The following is a 23,711-nucleotide window of genomic DNA, read 5'->3' as shown; positions in this document are numbered from 1 at the left end:
TCCATCTTTAAAGTCTCTCCCTGACAGGAATGTGATTGAAGTTATGCTGACTTCATGACGTTGTCCTGGGAGAGATTTTTTTGATATACGGGCGGGAACCGATATTATTCACCCCTGCATCCGTGGATCGTCACCTTACGCTATGGTAGCGTTACCATTTACAATACAGGTATCCAATGCTCAAGGGGGAGTATAACGATGTGGAAAAAGTGGTTTTCAGGCATGCTAGCATTAGGTTTATTTGCAGTTATTCTGGCGGGGTGCACAAGCGGTGACTCAGCCGAATCAGGTAGTGGGAAAGACAAAGTCTCCGTGACCATCTGGCATAACTGGACCGGACAGGACGCCAAAGCGGTGGCGATGCGGAAGATTATTGAGGATTTCCGCACGGCACATCCAGAGATTGAAGTGGTGGATGAAGGCTTGCCTACGGACGGTCTCAAAACAAGACTGCGTACGGTTGCTGCAGCCAACGAGATGCCGGATCTATTCGTTATGTGGCCTGATGCGATGACGAAGGAGTTCGTAAAAGGAGATTTGTTGCAGCCAATCAATACAGAACTTGATGCGAAGCCGGAATGGAAAGACAATTTTATTCCGAATGCGTTGGATGGATACACGGTAGATGGAAATATTTATTCCGTTCCGATGAATCTGGCGCCCAGCTCTTTTATTTATTACAACGAGGCGCTCTTCAAAGAACATAACGTAAAGATTCCTGAAACTTGGGCTGAATTGGAGCAGGCGGTTGCTTCGTTTAACGAAAAAGGAATCATTCCGATGGCGCTAGGCAACAAAACGAACTGGGTCGCCCAGTCTACCATTTTCAGTACGCTGGCTGACCGGGTGACGGGGACAGACTGGTTTTTGAAAGCCGTAGCTCAGGATGGCGCAAGTTTCACTGATCCGCAATTTGTTGAAGCGCTGAAGAAAATGCAGGAGCTTGGAAACATGAAGGCTTTTCAGGACGGATTCAACAGTATTGATGAAACCCAGATGATGCAGCTTTATTTTCAAGGGAAAACTGCGATGGTCATGAATGGCGGGTGGGCGCTCGCCAACCTCGTTAACAATGCACCGGAAGAAGTGCTAAACAATACACATATTACGATTCTGCCCCCTGTTGAGGGTGGCAAAGGTGAACCGAGAACAACATCAGGAGTCGTTGGAACGGGTCTTGGTGTCAGCAAAAAGCTGAGTGGTGCTCAAAAAGAGGCCGCGATGGAGCTATTCTACGCACTGGCTGGTCCGGAAGGTCAGAAAGCTACGCTGGATAGCAGCACACTGGTGAGCTACAAGATTGATCTGGATAAGTCCAAAGCGCATCCGCTATTCGTGGAACTGTACGATCTGATGCAGGAAGTGAAAATTACGCCGGTATACGATTCCAAGCTGGGATCGGCTACGGTTGAGGTGATTAATAATGGTTTGCAGGAGCTGCTAATGGACGGCAAAGCGGAGGATATTGCAGGCAGAATTCAGGCAGCGCAAGCGAATGCAATGAATCAATAGATTGCTTCCTGCTTTTGACTACTGATTTGATTAACGAAAGCAAAGTTCATTCCCCTTCCCGGCAGGGGAGGGTTTTTTAGATAGTGGTTAAAGTCCAATGATGGACAGAAGAGAATGGCAATAACGAGGGGAAGTGAACCGATTGAACGCATTGCAAAGTCGGCGTTTCATTATGCTGGGGCTTGCTCCGGCTGTCATCATTTATGCATTGTTTGTGTTTGTACCGGTTGTATGGTCTGCATATTACGGCTTTTTCAACTGGTCTGGCATTGGAGCATCGACGTATATTGGCCTGGGTAACTATGTGGAAATCTGGAATGACACGATCTTCTGGCGCGCTTTGAAAAATAACGTCATATTTGTGCTGGCGTCGGTGTTTGGTCAGATTCCATTAGCACTTATGCTGGCAGTTATGTTACACAAGAGCAACCCGCTCCAGCGCTTTCTGCGCTCGGCTGTATTTCTGCCGATGGTATTGTCAACCGTGGTTATCGGGATGATCTGGCAGTATATTTATCATCCCCAGATCGGTATTCTCAACTTCCTGCTGGATGCACTCGGGCTGGAGAGCTGGAAGCTGCAGTGGCTTTCGGATGCGAAGATCGCGATATTTTCTCTTGTGCCACCCTTGCTCTGGAGTTTTGTTGGATTATATCTGATTATTTTTATCTCAGCTTTGCAGAACATTCCGGGAGAAATTCATGACGCGGCCAAAATCGATGGAGCTTCGGGGGTCCGCAAACTGGTGTCGATCTCTCTGCCAATGATATGGGGTACGGTACAAGTCGCGATAATCTTATGTATTTCGGGCAGTCTGAAGTCCTTTGATCTCGTCTACATTATGACCAAGGGCGGACCGGCTCACGCGACGGAACTGCTTGCAACGTACATGTATAACTCGACGTTTACAACGTACCGATATGGTTTCGGTAGTGCGATCTCTACAACGATTGTTTTGATTTCCTTGCTGCTCATTGGAACAAGTCAATGGGTGACTAGCCAGAAACGTAAAGAAAACCGATAGAAAGGAGGCATGTTTATGCAAGTAACACCTGTGTCTATGACAACACGACGAGGCCGCGCAGGACATCCCGTTCGCCGGATGCGCAGCGGAATCGTTTGGACGCTGCTGACGGTCTATGGTATTTTAACATTGTATCCGTTTTATTGGCTCGTGATTAGTGCGTTCAAAACGAATGAGGATTTCTACAGCAGGCCCTTTGGTCTGCCGGCTCACTGGAATGTAGCCAATTTCACTAATGCTTGGGAAAGTTCGAAGCTCGGAACTGCCTTCGGCAATTCACTAACGGTATCGATTGGCTCGCTGATCCTGACGCTATTTATAGCGGCGCTGGCTTCGTTCATTCTGGCACGATTTCAGTTTCGCTGGAAAGGGCTCATCATGACGTTTTTCGTTGTAGGGCTGCTCATTCCAATCCACAGTACACTTGTTCCGTTATTTATTCTGATGAAACAGATGTCCTTGCTGAATACGTATTGGGCATTAATTCTGCCGTATACTGCGTTTGCATTACCTACAGCGATCTTTGTACTTACAGCGTATCTGGTCAGCATTCCGCGTGATATTGAGGAAGCGGCGTTCATGGATGGAACGGGACTATGGGGGCTTTTCACCCGAATTATGCTTCCGATGTCGCTGCCAGCACTCTCCACCGTGACCATTTTGAGTTTCCTGCATGCGTGGAATGATTTTTCTTTTGCCCTTGTATTTATTAATAAAACCGGATTGAAAACGTTACCGCTTGCCATTGCGAACTTTGCAGACGGATATCAGACTGATTATGGTCTAACGCTTGCTGCCATGACTCTATCTGTGATTCCTACCATTATTGTATATCTGATTTTTCAGGAACAGGTCATGAAGGGAATGACAGCAGGTGCAGTCAAAGGGTAAGCGAAAGCGTATCCAAAGGAGGAACAGAGTTGGTTCGCTGGCTTACATCTTCACTACAGCGCAAGCTGTCCGTAGTTGTTACAGCTTCAATGATTGTGCCGCTACTGGCGCTTGGACTGTTTGCTTTCCTGTTTTCTTCACGCCTTACGGAGGAAAAAACGAAACTGTCGGGGATGGATACGTTGAAACAAGTGGAGGCGAATCTTCGTTATATGCTCCAGGATGCTGAGAATTTATCCATTTTCCTCATTGGAGAACGGGATATACAGCAGTATTTAAGCGGTGATGAGGACCATGAACGGGATCGCTTGGACATTTTGGGCAGAATGACGAATCTGGCTGCATCCAAAAAATACATTGCGAACATTGCCATTTATCCTGGACGTTTTGACGCTGCGTTATCAACAGCCACTTGGTATGAGGTGCAAGGGACAAATCTGTTTTACCCTACGTTTCCTAGCGGAAATGCAGATAAAAGATGGACGGGGGTGTACCCTGTCCGCAATTATGCAGGCATTCAGAATGTTATTACTTTGATTCGGCCCATCCGCAGTATTCACGATTATCGTCCGATCGGCTGGCTCACCATTAGCTTAAATGAAAAAATTATCTCTAAAGGATGGCCGGCACTTGGACTAGGCAGAGGAGAAGGCAGACTGGAATTGATCGGCAGTACAGGAGAGGTGCTGTCCTCCATGGATAAATCCCGGCTTGGGCTTCATATGTCCGATCTCGAACCAGGACTCATCACACGCATTCAGAAGGGATATAGCGGAACGACTACGTATGGTGATAAAGAGTTAAAACGTACAGTTCTCTATTACCCTGAGGAATTGACGGGCTGGACGCTTGTTGGAACGGTTCCTTACGAACAATACCAGTCGGAGAATAGTTATATTTTAATTTTGACAGCAATTGCAGTTGCGTTGTCAGCATTAATCAGTGGCGGCCTGGTCTGGTTCACGGTTCGTAGGGTTACGAGGCCGTTGCTCTTATTAACTAGACATCTGTCTCGAATTGACCCGAAGCGTCCATTGCCCTTATTTCGATCAGAGAGTGATGATGAGATTGGCAAGTTGGGCGAGAGTTACAATCTGCTTGGTGCACATATCGAGTTGCTGAAGGAAGAGATTATCCGCGGTGAAGCTCGTAAAAAAGAAGCCGATCTGCGTGTACTCCAGGCACAGATTAATCCTCATTTTCTATATAACACACTCTCTTCCATTCACTGGATTGCGTTGATGTCCAAAGAAAATCGAATTGCGGAAATGGTGGAGGGACTGAGTGATTTTCTACGCATTAGTTTGAATAAAGGGCAAGATTATTGCCCGGTTGCTCAAGAAATTGCGCATATCCAGCATTATGTGAGGGTACAGTCGATTCGTTTTCCGGATCAGTTCGTGTTGCATTATATTGTTGACCCTGCGCTGGAACGGCAAATGATGCTGAAGCTTCTTTTACAACCATTAGTGGAGAATGCAATGATTCACGGGATTCAGCAGGCGGGAAGACAAGGGACTATCACGATCATGATTCAGAAGGATGCGGTGGTTGAGCGAATGAATATTCTGGTGCTGGACGATGGTGCAGGAATGGCTCCAGATCAGCTGGAGCGTTTGAGGGCAAACCTTGTTCCTACGGATGAGGGAAACATGCTTTCATCTGGCAATCATCCGCAAGAAAATGGAAAAGGGGAGAAACTGCAATTGCAGCATACGTTGTCTGATGGAGGGTATGGTCTCCGTAATGTGAACGAAAGACTGCTGCTCCATTATGGAACGGATGCGCTGCTTGAAGTGGACAGTAGAGAGGGCGGGGGTACCCGGATTTCGTTCTCCATTCCAATCCTGGAGGAATCGCCATGAGATTATTAATCGTTGATGACGAAGTAATTATACGCACTGGGCTCGCAAGCGTGATTGCCTGGCATGAACTTGGTATTGAACTCTTACAACCTGCTGCTTCGGCAGAAGAGGCATTGACACGCCTAGTCGAGGGACGTCCGCATATTCTGATGACCGATATCCGGATGAGCGGTAAGTCTGGACTGGAGCTAGCGGAAGAAGCATTGCACTTGCTTCCAGAGCTGGAGGTCATTATTTTATCAGGTTACGATGATTTCTCTTACGCCCAGCAGGCTATTCGTAATGGGGTCACAGACTATTTGCTGAAAACGAGTAAACCGGAAGAAATCATCAAAACGGTGTTGCAAGCCAAAGCAAGAATTACCGAACGGTGGGCAGAGAAGTCGCGCGAAGGACAATGGTTGCGTGAGAACCGGGAAAGACAGTTTGCCGGGTGGGTAATCGAAGGCAATATCGATTCGGTGAATTGTCCAGCCTTTTTGATGTTTGGCGAGGAAACAGAGTTGCCCCATCAACCCATGCGTCATGGTAGTGATGGCGATCTGTCTATGAGCAGACAAGTTGTTTTGATTCATGCCGAGGGCTGGGGGCGTTCTTCGGATGCGTTGCTCCGGTTCGCTGTTCAAAATATGTTGGAAGACGTTCTAGCCGGAGCGATTGCTCAGATTGAGAAGCAACATATAGTCTGCGTCCTGCCTTATGCTTCTGACATGGGCGTAAGCGTATATAGACTTGAGGATGGGTTAAGACGAGTGGAACAATGGTTAAAGTGTTCGCTTCGAGCAGCGACAGGTGAGCCTGTTGATTACGCCACCGAACTGCACCATAGCTATCAAACGGCGCTTGCAGCTTTTCGCCACCGCGGGCTAATTGAAGCTAAAGTGTGGAGATATGAAGAAATCAGCGCCAGACAAGGCGGCAAAACGGTTCTGACACACGAAGAGGAAACAACTCTCGGTACGTTGCTACTGGACAATGATCCGGTCACTCTCACCACATGGATACGTGAACTGATGACGAGACTGATTGCTGAACCTGACGTCACACCAGCATCCTATGCAGCCTGCCTGAACTCGGCAGTTATCGCGGGACACCGCTGGCTTGCCAGGACACTACAGGCGATTGGAAGAGAACAACCTGCCCGGCTTGAACCTTGGACCCCTCAACCGGATAAGACATATACAGAGATAGGGGATGAACTGTTTCATCATCTGTATGATCTGATGCAAGCATATCACAGCCGTATGGGACAAGGTCAGGCCGCACATGTGCAAAAAGCGATCGGTTATATTGAAACCTCACTGACACAGGATATCAGCTTGCAGCAGGTGGCTGGGCAAGTTCATTTGCATCCCGGACATCTCAGTGAGTTGTTTAAAAAAGAAATGGGCGTAACCTTTGGCGACTTTGTTACGGATATGCGAATTAGACGGGCGATGGACATGCTCGCAGTATCCCCAGCAAAAGTGAGTGAAATCGCTGCAATGAGTGGTTACGAGGATGTGAAGTATTTTAGCAGACTGTTCAAAAAACATACAGGCAAGACTCCGAGTGAATACCGGGAGCAGGCACTTGTTTACAAATCTTCAGGCAGCTAGACGGAAGGAGCGGGAGTATAATGGTAAACGTTTGTCGTTCCACTCAGGATTTATCAGGACAGTGGAGAATACAGCATTATGAGGTTGGAGAGAAGCGAGCAATGGATGTCGCCGCTGCAGCACTGGATGACCGATTCTGGATTGGCGCGGCGGTGCCAGGTGACGTTCATGGGGCACTTGCAGAGCGCGGTATTATTGATCCTCCGTATTTTGGACATAACGATGCCAAGAGTCGCTGGATTGAGCAGAAAGAATGGTGGTATCGCACCACCTTTAATCTGGATTTGGATGTATCACCCGAGGAGCGTATTGAATTAGTGTTTGAAGGTTTGGACACGTTTGCTACGGTGTATGTCAATGGACATGAGGTTGGAGAAACGGCTAATATGCTAATGACTCACACATTGGATGTGACCTGTCTGGTGCGAAGCGGCTGGAATGCCATTGCGGTGCGGTTTGATCCGCTTCATCTTCATCATCGTGATAAGGAGACGTTCGACTGGTCTTCGTACACGAAAGAACGCCCTTGGCTGCGTAAAGCAGCAATGAATTTTGGCTGGGACTGGGGGCCGCGCATCGTTACATTGGGCATCTGGGGAGCTGTACGCTTGGAGCGCTACACGGTTGCCAAGCTGCAGAATGTGTACGCCCGAACGAAGTCTGTGAGTGAGAAACAGGCCCAAGTCCAAGTCACGGCAAATGTACAATCGGTTCTTTCTTTCCGTAGCAGGCATAAACGGACACAGCCTGTTGTCACCACTTGTGATATTCGCCTTCTAAATGACACTGGGGATGTTGTGGCAAGTTCTGCCTCATTATCTGTGACTGAGGGGAAAGCAGAGACGGTGTTAAACGTGCTTCATCCCCGCTTATGGTGGACTCATGATCTGGGTGAACCCTATCTGTACAACCTGGAAGTTACGTTGTATGCGGATGGCATAGCTGTGGATCGTTATTACCAGCCTTATGGCATAAGGATGATTGAACTGGCGCTGCATAATGAACAGGGAGAGGGGCGCTTTGCTTTTATACTGAACGGAGTCAAAATCTACGCCAAGGGAGCAAACTGGATACCTGCCGATCAACTGATTGGAACAATTCCGAGCTCACGATACCGTGAACTTGTCGAGTTGTCTGTAGAAGCACATATGAATATGTTGCGGGTGTGGGCAGGGGGTATCTATGAGAAAGATGTCTTTTATGATGAGTGTGACCGGCAAGGGGTGCTCGTATGGCAGGATTTTGCGTTTGCCAATGCGTTGTTCCCGGATTTCAATCGTGACTTCATGCACAATGTACAGCAGGAGGTTGAGAATAACGTCCTTCGTTTACGCAACCGTGCTTCTCTAGCGATCTGGTGTGGTAACAACGAAATCGATTGGTTGTATGACATGAAGACGGCGAGCGGTGATATCACGAGTCCATTCTACGGGGAGCATATCTACCACGAGCTGATCCCTGAGGCTTTGGAGCGGCTTGATCCGTCTCGTCCATATTGGCCTTCTTCACCTTATGGCGGAAACCATGGACAGGATGCGAATGATCCGGATACAGGGGATCGGCATAACTGGCAGGTGTGGCATGGTTCTGTATACCCGAGGAAAGAAGGAGAAGTACCGGTGCTGGATTACAGCATTGAAGGGGTTACGTTTAAAAATTACAAAAAGGATCATGCGTTGTTCAGTAGCGAATTTGGCATGCATGCTTCGGCTAATCGGTACACGCTGGAGAAAAACATGCCTGCCGGCCAGTTTTACTGGGGTAGTCCCGAAATGGCCTATCGCAACAAGGATACCAATCATCAGAAAGGCATTCTGTTGATGGAAGGGTACACGGGTATTCCTCAGAATATAGAGGAATACATGAACTTTTCCATGCTGACACAAGCAGAGGGACTGCGCTATGGTATTGAACATTTTAGACGAATCAATGATCGTAACAGCGGCGCTCTGGTATGGCAACTAAACGACAGCTGGCCGGGTACAAGCTGGTCGATGATTGATTATGAACTGCTGCCTAAGGCCTCCTTTTATTATGCAAAAACGTTCTTTCATCCTGTGCTACTGTCACTGGAGCATGAGCCGGGACAACCGCTAGCCTTATGGATCGTTAACGATACACAGGATGAAGTAGCGGGACAACTTCGGCTGCATGTTTATGATCTTCATGGAGAGAGGTTGCATTCCACCATATATGAAGTGAAGATTCCTGCTCAATCTTCGATGCAGATCGAAACATTGGAGGAGGCCGAAGTACTCGGGACAAAACAGGCGGAAGAAGTGATGGTAGAACTACAGGCCGAAGGGTTTAATGCGCCGATGAATCGTTACTTTTTGCGTGACCCTAAAGATATCGCGCTGCCACAGTGCAAGCTCGGCGTTCATGTGAACGAAGAGGAACAATCGGTTACCGTTACTGCGAGTGGTGCCATTGCACGAATGGTGAAGATGGAACTGCCTCTAGGACGAATTCGATTCAGTGATAACTATTTTGATCTGCTTCCAGGAGAGAGTAGAATGGTAACGATTCGGCATCCAGAGATCAAAAGTTTGCCACTCACAGAGCTGAGGGTAAGTGCAATGAATGGTATTGAGATTTGAAACCGGTGTAAGCCTCCTACGTAGAGTAGTATACGATTGTACATTCCGACAACATTGAAATATGTAACATGAGAGGAGGATGTACACACAATGTCTTTTGTGTTTTTTCCCGGAATCTTCATATTTCTATTGATTATGATTCTGATGGTTATTTTTATCGTTTATGTTATCCGTAAGGGTAAAAAGTTGTTTCGTCGAATCGATAGTCTGGAAAAAGCCGTATATGATCAGGCGAACCTGTCGTCCAACACGAAGTATGGTGAGCCACATCCCGATCAAGCTGTTCTCGATAAGCCTGCAGAGCAAGGTAAACCTCATAGATAAGTCTGAAGCCATGATAGCCCGTAAGGGACTAACATGGCTTCTTCACTTGGTTTAAACCTATACTGTGCATCCTGATCTTTAATTACCGGAAGGATTCATAACGCTGCTGAAAAGAGGACTCCATCTCCACTTGGCGTGACAACTGTTGCTGTACTTTGGAGCCGCGAATGGCTTGCAACTGCTGCAGCACATCGGTAGATTTGAACTCGTCCTCTGCCAATTGCAAGAGTAGCTCAGAGAGAGTATCGGCATCCTCTAACGCAGCATTCAAGCCAAACGCTCCTGTTGGCGTCATCGTATGAGCAGCATCCCCAATAAGCACGACATTGTCATCGGTCCACTTGGGGCTATAACTGCTCTCAACGGACAGCAAAACGAAGTCACTCCAGTCCTTAATATTTGCGGCGACAGAATCGGCAAGACAAGGGAAGGCGGCTACCAGTTTACCTACAAAAGGAGCAAAGGGCTGTTTACGGAGCTGGGTATATCCTCCTTCGGGAATGTTCCATCCAATCTGTACATAACCGCCGTATTGTGAAAATAACGCGAGCTGCTGACCATCCATGCTTGCCATGCGAACCGCAGGTTCCCATCCTGAGGGTGCAGGGATGCGTGCCCATAACAGATCATACCCGTGCTTGCGTATCTCGGGTACAAGACCGGCATGTTTGCGAACTGCTGAATATCTGCCGTCAGCACCAATAACGACCGATGCTCGGATGGAGGCAGGAACACCATTTTGGCGCACGTTAATGCCAGCAACACGACCACTCTTGTCCCGAAGCAAACCGGTCATGACTGTATTAAAGCGAACCTGATATAACGGGCTTAGCGCTTCAGTCTGGGACGTAATCGCTTCGAGAAGATGATCTTGTGGTACGTGCACGCCAACATGATGCTCCCCTTTGCTTGGATCGGGATTAATGGTATGGATGATGTTTCCTTCTTCCCAATATTGAATCTGCTCCAGATGCAATAAGCCCTGCTCTTGAATGTGGGAATATAATCCGTGTTTGTTCAAAACAGCTTCGCCGTCTGCATTCAGCAGTTCTCCACGGAACGATTTATGCAGATGAGGCTGTCGCTCAATGAGTAATGTGGAGATGCCTTTCCGGTTCAGCAGATATGAAAGCAAGGCGCCTCCCGGCCCTGCCCCGACGATACATACATCTGTATGACTGATATCGCTCGTTTGAGGTTTCATCGATTTCATGTGCATTATTCCCTTGCTATATAATGGTAGAGATATATGGATGACAATTGTTTACTTTATGATAACAAATTTATTTAAATCATTAAGTAACTAAAAGTAACTTAAAGGATATACGTTATTATAAACAAAGTGTTCCTTATATACAATAGGCCAAATTCAAATTTTTTATTATTACAAAGAGTTGAATCCAGTTGCTAACCAGGAAACCTCGTTTTTTTCACAACCAAATGTGTGTAAATATGTTACAATATAAGGCAGGTTATGATGAAAGGCAGGAGGAACGGATATGAGCCCGAATACGGAGCGAAACTCGCAATTGGCAAACGTTGATCAATTGATGGAGGCCTTCTTCAGATATAAAAATAAAGTATTGGATCAGCAGCAAAAGTCGGAAACGAACTGCAAACTGAATCCAACGAAAATCCATATATTAGGTATGATTTTACGTGAAAAGCGCTGCATGGCTGTTGATGTAGCACGTCAGCTCAGTCTGTCATCCGGAGCCACAACCATTGTGCTTAATCAACTGGAAAGCGAGAACCTCATTCAACGGGAACGCAGCGAGGAAGATCGCAGAATCGTGTGGTTATCCTTAACCGAAGAGGGAGAGCAATTAACCAGATCATTGAATGCCAACCGCGGTCGTATGACTTGGGAATTGTTACAAGCACTGACGGAGGAGGAGCAGCAGTTAATGCTGGGCATGCTCAAGAAAATAGAAATGAAGCTGCTGGAAGATATGAAATCTTTCGAGCAGACGTACCGTTAATGCATATGACACCTGAAGACGTCAGTCCTCATCTATTCGTCCCACTACCGGGCATGAATTTGTGAAGACTGGCGTTTTACGTGTTACAGCAGTGCTTATAGATGAAAGCGGGATACATGATCGGTCAGGCCTTCCTGGATAAGAATATCTTTCTGTCTGCTGCCCATTAAGTCGAAATGGGGGAAGGGTTGTCTCCGATGAATGTAACGTGGGTCTAAACCGTGTTCGTTGCACCATTTTTCCAGGCGATTCAGGTCGGCGCAGCCTACTTTGGTAACACTGGTGATGCCAGGAAATCTGGAATCGATCCAGAAATGAGTGAGATAGGCAATCTCCCCGCGAGCGACACGTTCTTTCCATACTGCAAGTTCTTGCCGTTTAATGCCAAAAGCCATAGTTGAACGTTCCTTTCTAACAGAGTATGTCTTTCACATATTGTACATCTTATATATGAACTCGATCAAAAATGTTTTGGCACGATGCGTATCAGCTCCATTGAATTGGGTAAATGAATATGAAAACTTTGTTATAAACAACTATGCTTTTGATAAAATAAGGCATCATGAACGATTTGCGACTTATAAAGCGGAAAGGGTTGTCAACATGGAACTATTCATCGCGGTACTTGTATTGCTGGGACTGATCGGTTTATCTAACGTGCTGAACCGGTTCGTACCTTTTATCCCCATTCCGCTTATTCAGATTGCACTGGGGGTAGGTGTTGCTTTACTGCCAGCTGGCGTGCATCTGCCACTGAATCCAGAATTGTTTTTTGTGCTATTTATCGCTCCTTTACTGTATAACGATGGGAAAAGAACACCGAGAAACGAGCTATGGAATCTTAGAGCGCCAATTCTTCTGCTCGCGCTCGGGCTGGTATTTGTTACGGTTGCTGTTGCCGGATATGCCATACACTGGCTGATCCCGACCATTCCACTGCCTGCCGCATTTGCACTTGCGGCCATTCTGTCTCCGACAGATGCAGTGGCTGTAGGTGCTATGGCTGGACGTGTGCATCTGCCCAAAAGTATACATAGACTTCTTGAAGGCGAAGCGTTAATGAATGACGCTTCGGGGCTGGTCGCATTTAAATTTGCCATCGCGGCGACGGTTACGGGTGTTTTTTCACTTGCCCAAGCAACGGTTAGTTTCATTATAATCGCTGCAGGAGGTCTGCTCGCAGGTGCATTAATGTCCTTCCTGTTCATCCGAGTGGGCATGTGGATCCGCAGACTGGGTATGGAAGATGTAACGATACATATGCTGCTTCAGATTCTGACTCCATTTGTGATCTATCTGGTGAGCGAAGAGATTGGGGTCTCCGGCATTCTGGCGGTCGTTGCAGGCGGGATCATTCATGCGATTGAACGTGACCGGGCCGAATCGGTTCAAATTAAGATGCAGGTGGTATCTGCGAGCACATGGTCTGTTATTTTATTTATTTTGAACGGCCTGGTGTTTGTTATTCTAGGTGTGCAGGTTCCGGATGTGCTGAGTAAGATCTTTGTGAACGTGTCATTTAATAACTTCGAAGTGTTGGGGTATGTATTGCTGATCTCAGTACTACTTGTTCTACTTCGTTTCCTGTGGATTTATTTGTTCTGGCAAGTTAATGAATGGCTGCGTCCCAAGTCCACTATTGGCAAACCTCGCTTCAAGGAAATGACTATCCTCTCCTTATCGGGAGTCAGAGGTGCGGTAACGTTGGCTGGAGCATTTTCAATTCCATTTGTTCTACAGGATGGTTCACCGTTTCCCGAGCGAGATTTGATTATTTTTCTGGCAGCTGGCGTCATTTTGTTCTCTTTGGTTGCTGCGAGTGTGTTGTTACCTGTGTTAGCCAAGGACGATGGAAAATCCTCCGAGGAAAACACACCACATAAGTCTGAACGGAAAGCACAAGACATTATGCTGAATGCCGCCATTCGAGCGGTCAAATCCGAGATGAACGAAGAAAATAAAGCCGCTGCACTGGCCGTTGTATCCGACCTGTCCAAATATATCAAACAGGTAACAGGGCAACTTAGCATAGATAATCGTAAAGTATTGCAGAAACAGGAAACAGCGATCAATTTGATCGCTACTCGGGCGGAGCGCAGAGAAATTGAAGTGATGATGGACGAAAATGCCCTTGGCCCCGAAGCGGCTTTCAAATGTGATAACTGGCTGGATCGCAAGGAGATGATGCTCTCCAACCGGACGAACACCCAGCTACTGGCGTCGCTTAATGAAATCGGACGAATGCTCAGTCAATTATTCACCAACCGTTCCAGCAAACCAGAACAGCCCTTTATGCTTGAAAATGCAGAACTGTTCCGCAAAGTAAAGCTGCGTACATCCCAGGCAGCGATCAAGGCTATCCGGGCACAGATGAATGACACCAATCGTGTGGCGGCCCTCTCGGTCATCTCTAAATATGAACGGGTCATAGCGAAACTGCGTGCTTGGAATCAGGATAAGACGACTGAAGATCCGTTTAATCAGGATAAATTGGAACTTCAAATGGTAGCCATTCAGGAACAGCGAAATACAGTGCAGCAATTATATGAGAACGGGGAGATTACACGCGATGTTGCGGCCAAATTACGTCGTTATATCAATGATGTAGAAGCAACAGCTCTGAAAAATGATTAATCCTTATTAATCGATCATTCATGAGTTCACATGAATCGGGCAATGCTAACGGAGAGTTTGACGTATGAAAATCAAAGTGAGGATACGATATGACCCTGAAAGCCACCCGATTCATCGCATTGTTCATGCTGACCGGAATGATACTTAGCAGTTCGACAAGTTCAGTGTACGCCAAGCCGGTGCAGAAGAATCGTCAGTATTATGAAGAACGGGGCGAGATCGTGTGGGAAGTTCCCACGCAGGACAAATTGATCGCCCTGACTTTTGATGATGGACCAGACCCTGTTCAGACACCGCAAATTTTAGCTTTGCTCAAACAGTACCATGCAAAGGGAACTTTTTTCGTACTCGGGAAATGGGCAGAGAAATTTCCTGACATTGTCAGGCAGGAGCAGCTAGAAGGGCATGAGATCGCAAATCATACATTTGCACACACGTATGCCGTTCGCTCAACAAAAGCGGACAAATATATGAAAGACATGGAAGCAGCAGAGGCTTCAATTGTAAGTGCAGGTGCGCAGCGCCCATCGTTGTTCAGACCTCCTGGGGGGTATTACAACGATATGGTGATTCAGGCGGCTAAGCAAAAGGGGTACACCATCGTATTATGGTCTTGGCATCAAGATACCCGGGACTGGGCTTTACCAGGTGTTTCAGCCATTACGAAGAAAGTACTTAATAATGCACGTAATGGAGATATCGTTTTGTTTCATGACAAAGTAGAGAGCAAATCCCATACGATTGATGCATTGCGTACGATTTTGCCTAAACTGCAGGAGCAAGGGTTTCAGTTTGTTACCGTATCCGAACTTCTTGCTGTTAAAGCTCGTGAAGCTGCCAAGGATGGGATGTCGTCCTCTTTACCATAGAGACAGGACAAGTCTCAGTAAAGATGATCAGCAAGACATCCTTGCCAGTTGGCGGCAAACTGAGCTGAAAGCAAGAGCGCATAAATTTATGTGTATATTACAAATTACAAACAACCGCAGGACTCCTGAACTAATCATGGTCTGCGGTTGTTTGGCATGAAATTTTTCATGTAGGTACATTGGGGCTTGGTGAAGATGCAGCAAGCGTTTCGGAGAACAGTCACACGCTTTTGTTTTACAGTCGAAACGTCTACAATAGATTAAGTCTTTAGATTAGACCCGAATATAACATTAGAGAAGGTGAATGAATTGAATGGACAAAAGCGAGCTGACATCAGACCTGGCCTAGAGGTTGATATCGTACTGAAACAAGATCAATCCTCAGGCAAACTGACGAGAGGAATCGTCAAGGATTTGTTAACCAAATCTCCTTCACATCCCCATGGCATCAAAGTACGATTAACGAATGGTCAAGTGGGACGAGTGAAACAAGTGATATCCGCAGGCAATCCATCGCAATGAGTATGAAGGGCAGGCTCAATACTACAGATAAAGTGATGACACATCTGTCGACTGGTAATCAACGTCAGCAAGATGCTTGCCGTGTTTTGCAGGATAGCAGACTGCTAGCTATGCTTGCTCCTTACTTCGTGTACCCTGCGGGAACGGTACCGATTGATGTTGATCTTCCTGACAGTGACCTGGACGTGCTGTGTTATGTGCACGACCTGGATGCTTTTCAAGCAGCGATGAGAAGTCAACTGGAGGTTATTGCGCTTAACGGCAGAATACAGTGGATGTACGGAGTTGGCGATTCAGATCAGAAAGCATATGTTACATGTGAACTGAAATTGGGGTCATGGCCTGTTGAAATATTTGCCCAATCGGTGCCTATTGATCAGCAAAATGCTTACCTTCACATGCAAGTGGAATGGAGTTTGTTACAATTATGGGGAGAGGCGGGGCACCGCAAGATTCGCAGATTGAAACAAGCAGGATTGAAAACAGAGCCAGCTTTTGCCCATGTACTTGGGCTGGAAGGCAATCCTTATATAGCGATGCGCGATCTGGCTGAGCTGAAGGAGCAGGAACTATGGAACTTTGCCAGGTCACGCGTCACATTTTAGATGAGAAAGATCGCTACAATTGTAGTTACCGTTAATCCGAGTATAACCGGTTTCAGATTACGCCGTGCCAGCTCAAACGGGCTGACCCCGCATATGGCGGCTGCCGGAATTAGCGCCCACGGAATCAACGTTCCGCCTCCAACCCAGATGGCAGCTACTTGGCCCAGGGCGGTAAGTACCGGCGCCGAGTGTGCTGAACCTGCAAACATGGTAGCAATGGAGCCCACGAGGGAAATTCCCGAAAAGCCTGAGCCATCGAGGCCCGTCACAGCTCCAGTGACGGTCATTGTAATTGCCCCAACTGTTCCATTCATAGGTACAATCCCCGCAAGCGCAACGCCAAGATCATTGACGATTCCGTGTGATCCCTCAGGCAAAGGGTTTGCAAACAACTCCGTTATGGCAGCATCACCGAGATAAAAGAATGCGGCAATCGGAATGACCGGACCAAATACTTTGAATCCGAACTGGAATCCTTCGATAAGATAATTAGTCGTTTCCTCTGATCCGTTATGGCGGTGTGCGGCAATGGAAACAGCAATCAGAATAACGACAGCGGTTCCCCCGATTAGTGCCGTTGCATCCCCGCCCTGCAGGTTCAGCACAAACATCAGTACGACATCCAGTGCGAATAACAACGGAATGAGTACAGCGAAAGTTTTTCTAAGACGAAAAGGCATTGTTGGGACGGGTACAGGGGAATTGGGTTCTGACTGAAACTCAGACGCAGGTGATTGTGGTTGCTCAAGCTCCTGTTCCTTCCATTGATTGGATTTCATTTCTTTGCGAAGCATCCAGAAGGCGGTAAGGGTAGATACCGTGCCCATGACGACGACGAGAGGAACACTGGCAGCCATCACTGACGTAACCGGTATACCTGCTGCGTCGGCAGTAAGTTTGGGAGCACCTTGAATAATGTAATCCCCTGACAAGGCGATGCCATGCCCGAACAGGTTCATCGCGATGGCAGCTCCAATTGGAGGTAATCCTACCCGAACGGCTACGGGTAAAAGTACTGCTCCAATCAAGGCTACTGCAGGAGAGGGCCAGAAAAATAAAGATACGACCATCATGATGAGTCCAATGCCCCAGTATGCAGCTTGAGGCGTACGAATAAATCGGGTGAGCGGTGTGACCATGACTTCATTAATACCTGTTCGGATCAGAACACGACTCATCGCAACGATAATTGAAATGATAAAGATTGTACTTAACAATTCCTTTGTTGCGTAGATAAAGCTGTTGAAAACCCCGGTGACGGAGCCACTTAACGTTTCTGTTGCCAGAAGTCCGATGGTCATAATGCCTGCGACACAGATGATCGTTGTGTCTTTGCGACGAACCATGACGGCGATAATCAAGATAATAAAAGCCAAATAGACATAATGCAACGGGATGAGTTGAATATTTATCATCATAACAGCCTCCCTGTATCCCTGGTCATCGATCCTGGGAGTGCTATATCCTATGCATGTCAGCCCTAGGTGTTCGTGGAGGGAGGCGAGCAGGATTTTTTTTACATTCAGAGAATTATATGAGTGAAACGAAGCCTCACACGACAGAGCATATGACTATATCAAGTCACAAGAACGCACATCCTAGGGTCACCGGACCTGATAGACAACGTCAAACCGAGGTGATTACAATATACATGCCATCTTAAGGGAGAAATTAGAAAATTCAGCTCAGCCTGAATCAAAAGGACGTTAATGTATGAACTTGATCCGTTCATTGCGCTTTAAATTTATTGTGGGACTCACGCTAATCATGCTGCCGCTATTTATGCTGTTGTACTACAACAACGTGTACGCCATGAAGGTCGTGCGTGACAAGGTATCCCTTACCAATATGAATCATCTGGCCAAAAACGTGGAACAGAATGAGCGTGTATTACAGGAAACCAATCGATATTTATACAGCTTGGGCGAGCGTGACCCTGATATAATCTCCCTGTTTTTTCTTCAATACGGAAGTGGAGACTACACCATTGCCAAGCAGCGTATTATGAACAAATTTATGACCGATATCGGATTTTACAATCTCATCGATTCATTTTATCTGTATGATGCGGTGAATGATGACCTGTTGCTGGCGACCGCAGGTAATTATGATATTAAAAAATCGGTGGTACAGCGCAATATGCCTGCCCAGTTGCGGCAACTGGAGGGGGATATTCAGAAGCCGGAATGGAGCATTGTTCGCGGAGGATCTTTTAATGCGCTTGTGAAAACGGTACGGATTAATCAGCAGTTCTATGCCGGAGCGCTGGTTGATATGAATGCGCTGAATGATTCGCAACAGTTTGCTGAATCGGGGGACAGAGGCGGTGCGGTTATCGTTACACCTGATGGCAGAGCATTATCGGATTCTACATTGAATACCGGACAAATCAGGTTGGTAGCGGATCATTTGACCGGTTTGGAAAGTCCGTATCAGGTGATCTCCGAACGGGGGAGCGCGGCTCGTCAATATTTGATGGTTGGCATTCCTTCCGCAATGTCGGAGATGAACTATGTCGTGTTATTGCCAGAGGAAGATATGATGCGTAATCTGCCGTTTTTCCAGCAGATCATCAGACTGCTTCCGATCGGAGCAGCCGTTATTTTGATCACGTCCCTTTTTTTTCTGCGACAGCTTCTGTTTCGTCCGATGAACGCTCTGATTCGGGGAATGAGAAGGGTTAGCCGAGGGGAACTGGATGTGACGCTGGATGCGCCATCTTCGTCTGAATTGGAGTTTGTGACACGCAGCTTCAATCAGATGATTCAAGAGATTCAGCATCTGAAGATTGATGTGTATGAGGAGCAGCTGCGGACACGGGAAGCAGAATTCAAGCAATTGCAGATGCAGATTAATCCTCACTTTTACCTGAATTCTCTGAATATTATTCACAGCTTAGCCTCCCTGCAAAAACATGAACTCGTGCAGCAGATGGCAGGTCATCTGGCGGATTATTTCAGATCTAGCTTAAGAGCCGGCAAACGTGTGATTACTCTGGATGAAGAGATAGAGCACATTCGGCATTATCTTGAGATTCAGAAGCTGAGGTTCCCGAGCAAGCTCGATTTTGAACTCGATATTGGCGAGGACGTGGGGCAATATGTTCTGCCGCCGCTGACAATTCAGCCTTTTGTTGAAAATGCAATTATCCATGGTTTTCAACGCAGAATGCAGTCATTTGTAATTCGGATTACGGCCCGCCTGAAGGAAGCATCGGGCAGTCAGGCCGGAGGTGGCATGCTCCAGCTTCAAATTATGGACAATGGTGTAGGATTCGAATTAGTGCTGCTGGAGCAACTGCAACGGGGGGAATATGCCAAAGATCCCGGGGGGCAGCATATCGGAATATGGAATGTTGCCCATCGGTTGCTAGTGAAGTATGGCCCGGAGGCCAGGATAATGTTTGAAAATAGGATAGACGGAGGCGCTGCAGTAAACATATATCTGCCTGCTCAGACCGAAGAGCAAGAAGGGGGAAGTCATGCGGAACCTGTTAATCGTGGATGATGAAGTGTATGCCTTGCAGGCTATGCTGGAAGGGGTAGACTGGAAGGCGACCGGTATAGATCAGGTATTCGGAGCATGTGATGTCGAGGAAGCAAGGCAAGTCATTCGAACCCATGCCATCGACATTTTGATTTGTGATATCGAAATGCCCGGGGAAACGGGACTCGACCTGCAGAGCTGGGTATTGAAGCATGACCCCGGCATCCTGACGATTTTTCTGACAGGTCATGCGTTGTTCGATTATGCCCAGACCGCCATCAAACTGAACAGCTTTGATTATCTGTTGAAACCTGCTCCCGCTGACCAACTCCTCAAAGTCGTTACACGGGCATTGGAGAAGATCAGCGACGGAGAGCAGCGCACCCGCACCAACGAAGTTTACGAAACCGTATACAACCGGTGGAAAACACATAAACCTTTACTGACGGAACGATTTTGGAAAGATGCGGTGTCCCAGAGAAGCACCCTCACACCACAGCGACTACAGCAACTGGCTGAACTATACGGTGCAGAGATTGATCCCGAGGTGCGTGTACTGCCCATCGTAATTTCCGTTGAAGAGTGGGTGCGTGAATTTAATCTGCGCGATGAAGAGGTGCTGGAATATGCTCTGCGCAATGCAGCCAGAGAAATACTGCTCGGCGATAAGCCAGGTGAGGTGTTTCAGGATCACAGCGGGTTAAATATTGTGCTCGCTTACGAACAAGATGGCGTTATCCTTGCTGCAAGTGAAGCGGAACAGCGCTGCCAGCGTTATATTCAGGAGTGTGGCACATACTTCTATTGCCGTTTGTCCTGTTATGTCGGTGCACCTGTATCTGTAATCGAACTGCAAGGTATGTTAAATGATCTCATGGATATGGAGCGGCGCAACATTAAAGAGCTGGAAGAGGTTTTTGTTTACGATGAGCGAGATCGGGGTCAAGAAGACCGGTTTTTGCCTATTCCATGGTTCTCGGAGCTGTCTATCCTTTTTGAAACAGGTAAAGTAGAAGATTTGCGGGAACGCGTGGATGAAATCTTCGAGTTGCTTGCTGCCCAGGAGGGCTTATCTCCAGAGATACTGCGCCTCTACTTCCATGCCATGCTGCACGTTGTCTACCCACTGCTGCATCAGAAAAATGTGTCCATCCGCAGCTTGTACCCGGGAGAACGAGAACCGGAAGAAACGGTGGTTACAAGGTCATTGCCGCAGTTAAAACAGTGGACACTTGATCTCATTGATCGCGTCATTCCGATATTGTACCCGGACGATCATAATCCGATGTCGATTGTGGATCAGTTATGTATCTACATTGAGAACCATATTGGTGAAGAGCTGATGCGCGAGGAACTGGCTGCTTTTGCCGGATTTAACCCGGCTTATCTGTCCCGGTTGTTCCGTAAAGAGAAGGGAATGTCCCTGTCCGAATTCATTCTTCAACGCAGAGTAGCTATGGCGAAAACGCTTCTGTCTCAATCCACCGTCAAGGTGACGGATATCGCGGGTAAAGTCGGATATTATAACTACTCTCATTTTACGAAAATGTTCAAAAAATGCACCGGCATTACGCCGCAGGAGTTTCGCAAACAATCCAGAACCGTGTAATCAGGCGCAGCATGCTGCGCTTTTTGTTTGTTTTTTATGGGATGAAAGTCATAATTTGATAACTGAATAGGTCACCACAGCAGATAGAGGACTTGATCGCCCCGCCGTATACTTGAACCACAGGAGGCGCACGGAGCTTCATCCTGAGGAAGAATTCAAGAGGAGTGAGGGAGAACACGTTATGAAGACACAACCCCAAGCGGGTAAGGGCGTACGGATATCGGAGATACCGGAAGGCACGGTTCGAAAGCGCAAGTCCGTGTTGTACAATCTTGGCAAGTACAAGGTGCTTTACCTGATGTTTTTGCCAGGCATTCTGTTTTTGCTGGTAAACAATTATATGCCGATGTTCGGCGTTCTGATCGCATTCAAAAATGTAAACTACGCGGATGGAATATGGGGAAGCCCGTGGAGCGGGTGGGATAATTTTAAATACCTGTTCTCCACTAGCGATGCATGGGAGATTACGCGAAACACCCTTGCATACAACACCGTGTTTATTGCACTCAATCTTACTGTCGGTGTAGGACTCGCCATTTTGCTTAATGAGGTTAAAAACAAAGCGATGTCCAAACTGTATCAGTCGCTGATGTTGCTACCTTATTTTCTATCGATGATCGTAGTTAGTTATCTCGTTTTGGCTTTCCTCGGCAAGGACTCGGGATTTATGAACTCGACGATACTGCAAATGTTCGGAGGGCAACCGATTGACTGGTACTCTGAACCGAAGTATTGGCCGTACATCCTGCCGCTTGTGAATACATGGAAAAATATCGGTTATTATGCCGTCATTTATCTGGCCGCTGTAGTGGGAATTGACGAAGAATATTATGAAGCGGCTGTGCTGGATGGTGCATCCAAGTGGCATCAGATTCGCTTTATCACCATTCCATTCTTGATCCCGTTGATTGTCATTATGACACTGCTTCAGATTGGTCGTATCTTCTATGCAGACTTCAGCTTGTTCTATCAGGTTCCGCTGGAATCAGGCGCGCTGTTCCCTGTAACCAACGTACTTGATACGTATGTATATCGGACATTCCTCATAGGTGGAGACATCGGGATGTCATCTGCGGCAGGTCTATATCAAGCGATTGTCGGATTTGTACTGGTGCTGGTGTCCAACACTATCGTCAGACGGATCGACAAAGATAATGCATTATTTTGAGAGGAGGCAAGTCAGTTGTGAAAACACGTGATCCATTAGCTGTATCCAAGCGTTCCGCAGCCGTCATTCATTTCATGTTTCTATTCTATGCCATTGCCTGTATCGTGCCGATCATACTGGTCTTCGCCATCTCTTTCTCGGACGAGACAACGGTTATCGCCCATGGTTACAAGCTCATACCGGAGCAATTCAGCCTCACAGCCTATGAATTCCTGTTTAAAGATATGGATCAGATCATCCACTCTTACGGAATTTCTATCATTGTTACGGTTGTAGGTACGATTACAAGTGTGGCTTTGACTGCACTATATGCTTACCCGTTATCACGGAGAGATTTACCGTACCGCGGCTGGTTCGCCTTTTTCATCTTCTTCACGATGTTGTTTAACGGGGGGCTGGTTCCCTGGTATCTGGTGTACGTCAACGTGCTGGATTTGAAAAACTCGATCCTTGCCTTGATCTTGCCACTGCTCCTGTCACCATTCTTTGTACTTGTCATGCGTACGTTTTTTGCAAACTCCATTCCGGTATCCATTCTGGAATCGGCTCGTATTGACGGAGCAGGTGAATTGAAAACATTTTTGCGAATCGTACTGCCGCTTTCATTGCCTGTTATGGCAACCGTTGCGCTGTTCAGTACGCTGAACTACTGGAATGACTGGTACCTTAGTATGATTTTCATTTCGGATAACCGGACGATCAGCCTTCAGTACCTTATGTACCGAACGCTGCTCGATATTCAATATTTAACTACCAACTCCAACGTTTCTTCACAGATTTCGTCGCAGGGCGGGATTCTCAATCTGCCAAACAAAACGCTGCAAATGGCAATGGCTGTCGTTGGTATAGGTCCAATCGTACTGGCATATCCATTCTTCCAGCGTTACTTCATCAAAGGTCTGACGGTAGGTGCTGTGAAAGGATAACTCCGGCCGGTTAGGGAGTGAGTAGGATCAACCGAAGATAGACGAAAGGGCATATACAGATAGCTTACCGTTTATTAGGAATTGGGGCTAAACGGT

The 23,711-nt window shown here is 47.1% G+C and carries 19 protein-coding genes; 16 read left to right on the top strand and 3 right to left on the bottom strand.

Annotated elements, in window-relative coordinates; all coding sequences use genetic code 11:
* Nucleotides 1-198 precede the first annotated feature (198 nt).
* From AB4Z30_RS22630 to AB4Z30_RS22600, 7 genes are all read left to right on the top strand, one after another.
* Nucleotides 199-1,512 (top strand): extracellular solute-binding protein, encoded by a 1,314-nt coding sequence (locus AB4Z30_RS22630; protein WP_441929715.1) that lies wholly within the window; start codon nucleotides 199-201, stop codon nucleotides 1,510-1,512.
* Between the two features lie 142 nt (nucleotides 1,513-1,654).
* Nucleotides 1,655-2,536 (top strand): carbohydrate ABC transporter permease, encoded by an 882-nt coding sequence (locus tag AB4Z30_RS22625; RefSeq protein ID WP_441929714.1) that lies wholly within the window; start codon nucleotides 1,655-1,657, stop codon nucleotides 2,534-2,536.
* Nucleotides 2,537-2,572: 36 nt separating this feature from the next.
* Nucleotides 2,573-3,427, top strand: coding sequence for a carbohydrate ABC transporter permease (locus AB4Z30_RS22620; RefSeq protein WP_441929739.1), 855 nt, complete (start codon nucleotides 2,573-2,575; stop codon nucleotides 3,425-3,427).
* 29 nt (nucleotides 3,428-3,456) lie between these two features.
* Nucleotides 3,457-5,292, top strand: coding sequence for a sensor histidine kinase (locus tag AB4Z30_RS22615; protein ID WP_441929713.1), 1,836 nt, complete (start codon nucleotides 3,457-3,459; stop codon nucleotides 5,290-5,292).
* Nucleotides 5,289-6,890, top strand: a complete 1,602-nt coding sequence (locus AB4Z30_RS22610) for a helix-turn-helix domain-containing protein (RefSeq protein ID WP_441929712.1) — start codon at nucleotides 5,289-5,291, stop codon at nucleotides 6,888-6,890. Before AB4Z30_RS22615 ends, AB4Z30_RS22610 begins: the two co-directional genes overlap by 4 nt.
* A gap of 20 nt (nucleotides 6,891-6,910) precedes the next feature.
* Entirely contained in the window at nucleotides 6,911-9,490 is a 2,580-nt protein-coding gene (locus AB4Z30_RS22605) for a beta-mannosidase (RefSeq protein WP_441929711.1), read from the top strand.
* 90 nt (nucleotides 9,491-9,580) lie between these two features.
* Nucleotides 9,581-9,814 carry a hypothetical protein gene (locus tag AB4Z30_RS22600; RefSeq protein ID WP_441929710.1) on the top strand — a complete coding sequence of 78 codons (234 nt, stop codon included), beginning with the start codon at nucleotides 9,581-9,583 and terminating at the stop codon, nucleotides 9,812-9,814.
* 82 nt (nucleotides 9,815-9,896) lie between these two features.
* Here AB4Z30_RS22600 and AB4Z30_RS22595 read toward each other — a convergent pair whose 3' ends face one another.
* On the bottom strand, nucleotides 9,897-11,027 hold the full coding sequence (locus AB4Z30_RS22595; protein ID WP_441929709.1) for an FAD-dependent monooxygenase: 1,131 nt from the start codon (nucleotides 11,025-11,027) through the stop codon (nucleotides 9,897-9,899).
* 286 nt (nucleotides 11,028-11,313) lie between these two features.
* Here AB4Z30_RS22595 and AB4Z30_RS22590 point away from each other — a divergent pair, with 286 nt between their 5' ends.
* Nucleotides 11,314-11,796 carry a MarR family winged helix-turn-helix transcriptional regulator gene (locus AB4Z30_RS22590; RefSeq protein ID WP_441929708.1) on the top strand — a complete coding sequence of 161 codons (483 nt, stop codon included), beginning with the start codon at nucleotides 11,314-11,316 and terminating at the stop codon, nucleotides 11,794-11,796.
* Nucleotides 11,797-11,891: 95 nt separating this feature from the next.
* Here AB4Z30_RS22590 and AB4Z30_RS22585 read toward each other — a convergent pair whose 3' ends face one another.
* On the bottom strand, nucleotides 11,892-12,191 hold the full coding sequence (locus tag AB4Z30_RS22585; RefSeq protein WP_441929707.1) for a hypothetical protein: 300 nt from the start codon (nucleotides 12,189-12,191) through the stop codon (nucleotides 11,892-11,894).
* A 208-nt stretch (nucleotides 12,192-12,399) separates the two neighbouring features.
* Between AB4Z30_RS22585 and AB4Z30_RS22580 the strand changes: the two genes are divergently transcribed.
* From AB4Z30_RS22580 to AB4Z30_RS22565, 4 genes are all read left to right on the top strand, one after another.
* Nucleotides 12,400-14,430 carry a Na+/H+ antiporter gene (locus AB4Z30_RS22580; RefSeq protein ID WP_441929706.1) on the top strand — a complete coding sequence of 677 codons (2,031 nt, stop codon included), beginning with the start codon at nucleotides 12,400-12,402 and terminating at the stop codon, nucleotides 14,428-14,430.
* Between the two features lie 89 nt (nucleotides 14,431-14,519).
* Complete coding sequence (locus tag AB4Z30_RS22575) at nucleotides 14,520-15,299, top strand: polysaccharide deacetylase family protein (protein WP_441929705.1); 780 nt, start codon at nucleotides 14,520-14,522, stop codon at nucleotides 15,297-15,299.
* A 309-nt stretch (nucleotides 15,300-15,608) separates the two neighbouring features.
* Nucleotides 15,609-15,821, top strand: coding sequence for a YwbE family protein (locus tag AB4Z30_RS22570; protein WP_441929704.1), 213 nt, complete (start codon nucleotides 15,609-15,611; stop codon nucleotides 15,819-15,821).
* Nucleotides 15,818-16,426: a DUF4269 domain-containing protein gene (locus AB4Z30_RS22565; RefSeq protein ID WP_441929703.1), complete on the top strand. Its 609-nt coding sequence runs from the start codon at nucleotides 15,818-15,820 to the stop codon at nucleotides 16,424-16,426. Before AB4Z30_RS22570 ends, AB4Z30_RS22565 begins: the two co-directional genes overlap by 4 nt.
* On the opposite strand, the gene AB4Z30_RS22560 is transcribed toward AB4Z30_RS22565, so the two are convergent.
* Nucleotides 16,423-17,841 carry a hypothetical protein gene (locus AB4Z30_RS22560; protein ID WP_441929738.1) on the bottom strand — a complete coding sequence of 473 codons (1,419 nt, stop codon included), beginning with the start codon at nucleotides 17,839-17,841 and terminating at the stop codon, nucleotides 16,423-16,425. The two genes, AB4Z30_RS22565 and AB4Z30_RS22560, sit on opposite strands and share 4 nt — an antisense overlap.
* Before the next feature lie 298 nt (nucleotides 17,842-18,139).
* On the opposite strand from AB4Z30_RS22560, the gene AB4Z30_RS22555 reads away from it, so the two are divergent.
* The 4 genes from AB4Z30_RS22555 to AB4Z30_RS22540 all read left to right on the top strand — a co-directional run bounded on the left by AB4Z30_RS22555 (nucleotide 18,140) and on the right by AB4Z30_RS22540 (nucleotide 23,615).
* Entirely contained in the window at nucleotides 18,140-19,933 is a 1,794-nt protein-coding gene (locus tag AB4Z30_RS22555) for a histidine kinase (RefSeq protein ID WP_441929702.1), read from the top strand.
* Nucleotides 19,908-21,521 carry a response regulator transcription factor gene (locus AB4Z30_RS22550; RefSeq protein ID WP_441929701.1) on the top strand — a complete coding sequence of 538 codons (1,614 nt, stop codon included), beginning with the start codon at nucleotides 19,908-19,910 and terminating at the stop codon, nucleotides 21,519-21,521. The genes AB4Z30_RS22555 and AB4Z30_RS22550 overlap by 26 nt, the downstream gene beginning before the upstream one ends.
* 181 nt (nucleotides 21,522-21,702) lie before the next feature.
* Nucleotides 21,703-22,689 (top strand): ABC transporter permease, encoded by a 987-nt coding sequence (locus AB4Z30_RS22545; RefSeq protein WP_186809556.1) that lies wholly within the window; start codon nucleotides 21,703-21,705, stop codon nucleotides 22,687-22,689.
* A 17-nt stretch (nucleotides 22,690-22,706) separates the two neighbouring features.
* On the top strand, nucleotides 22,707-23,615 hold the full coding sequence (locus AB4Z30_RS22540) for a carbohydrate ABC transporter permease (RefSeq protein ID WP_441929700.1): 909 nt from the start codon (nucleotides 22,707-22,709) through the stop codon (nucleotides 23,613-23,615).
* The last annotated feature ends 96 nt before the right edge of the window (nucleotides 23,616-23,711 follow it).

This window comes from Paenibacillus sp. 2TAF8, from assembly GCF_052114825.1.
Classification (GTDB): Bacteria; Bacillota; Bacilli; order Paenibacillales; family Paenibacillaceae; genus Paenibacillus.
The sequence above is the reverse complement of the archived record's forward strand: the minus strand, read 5'-3'. Positions and strand labels throughout refer to the sequence as shown.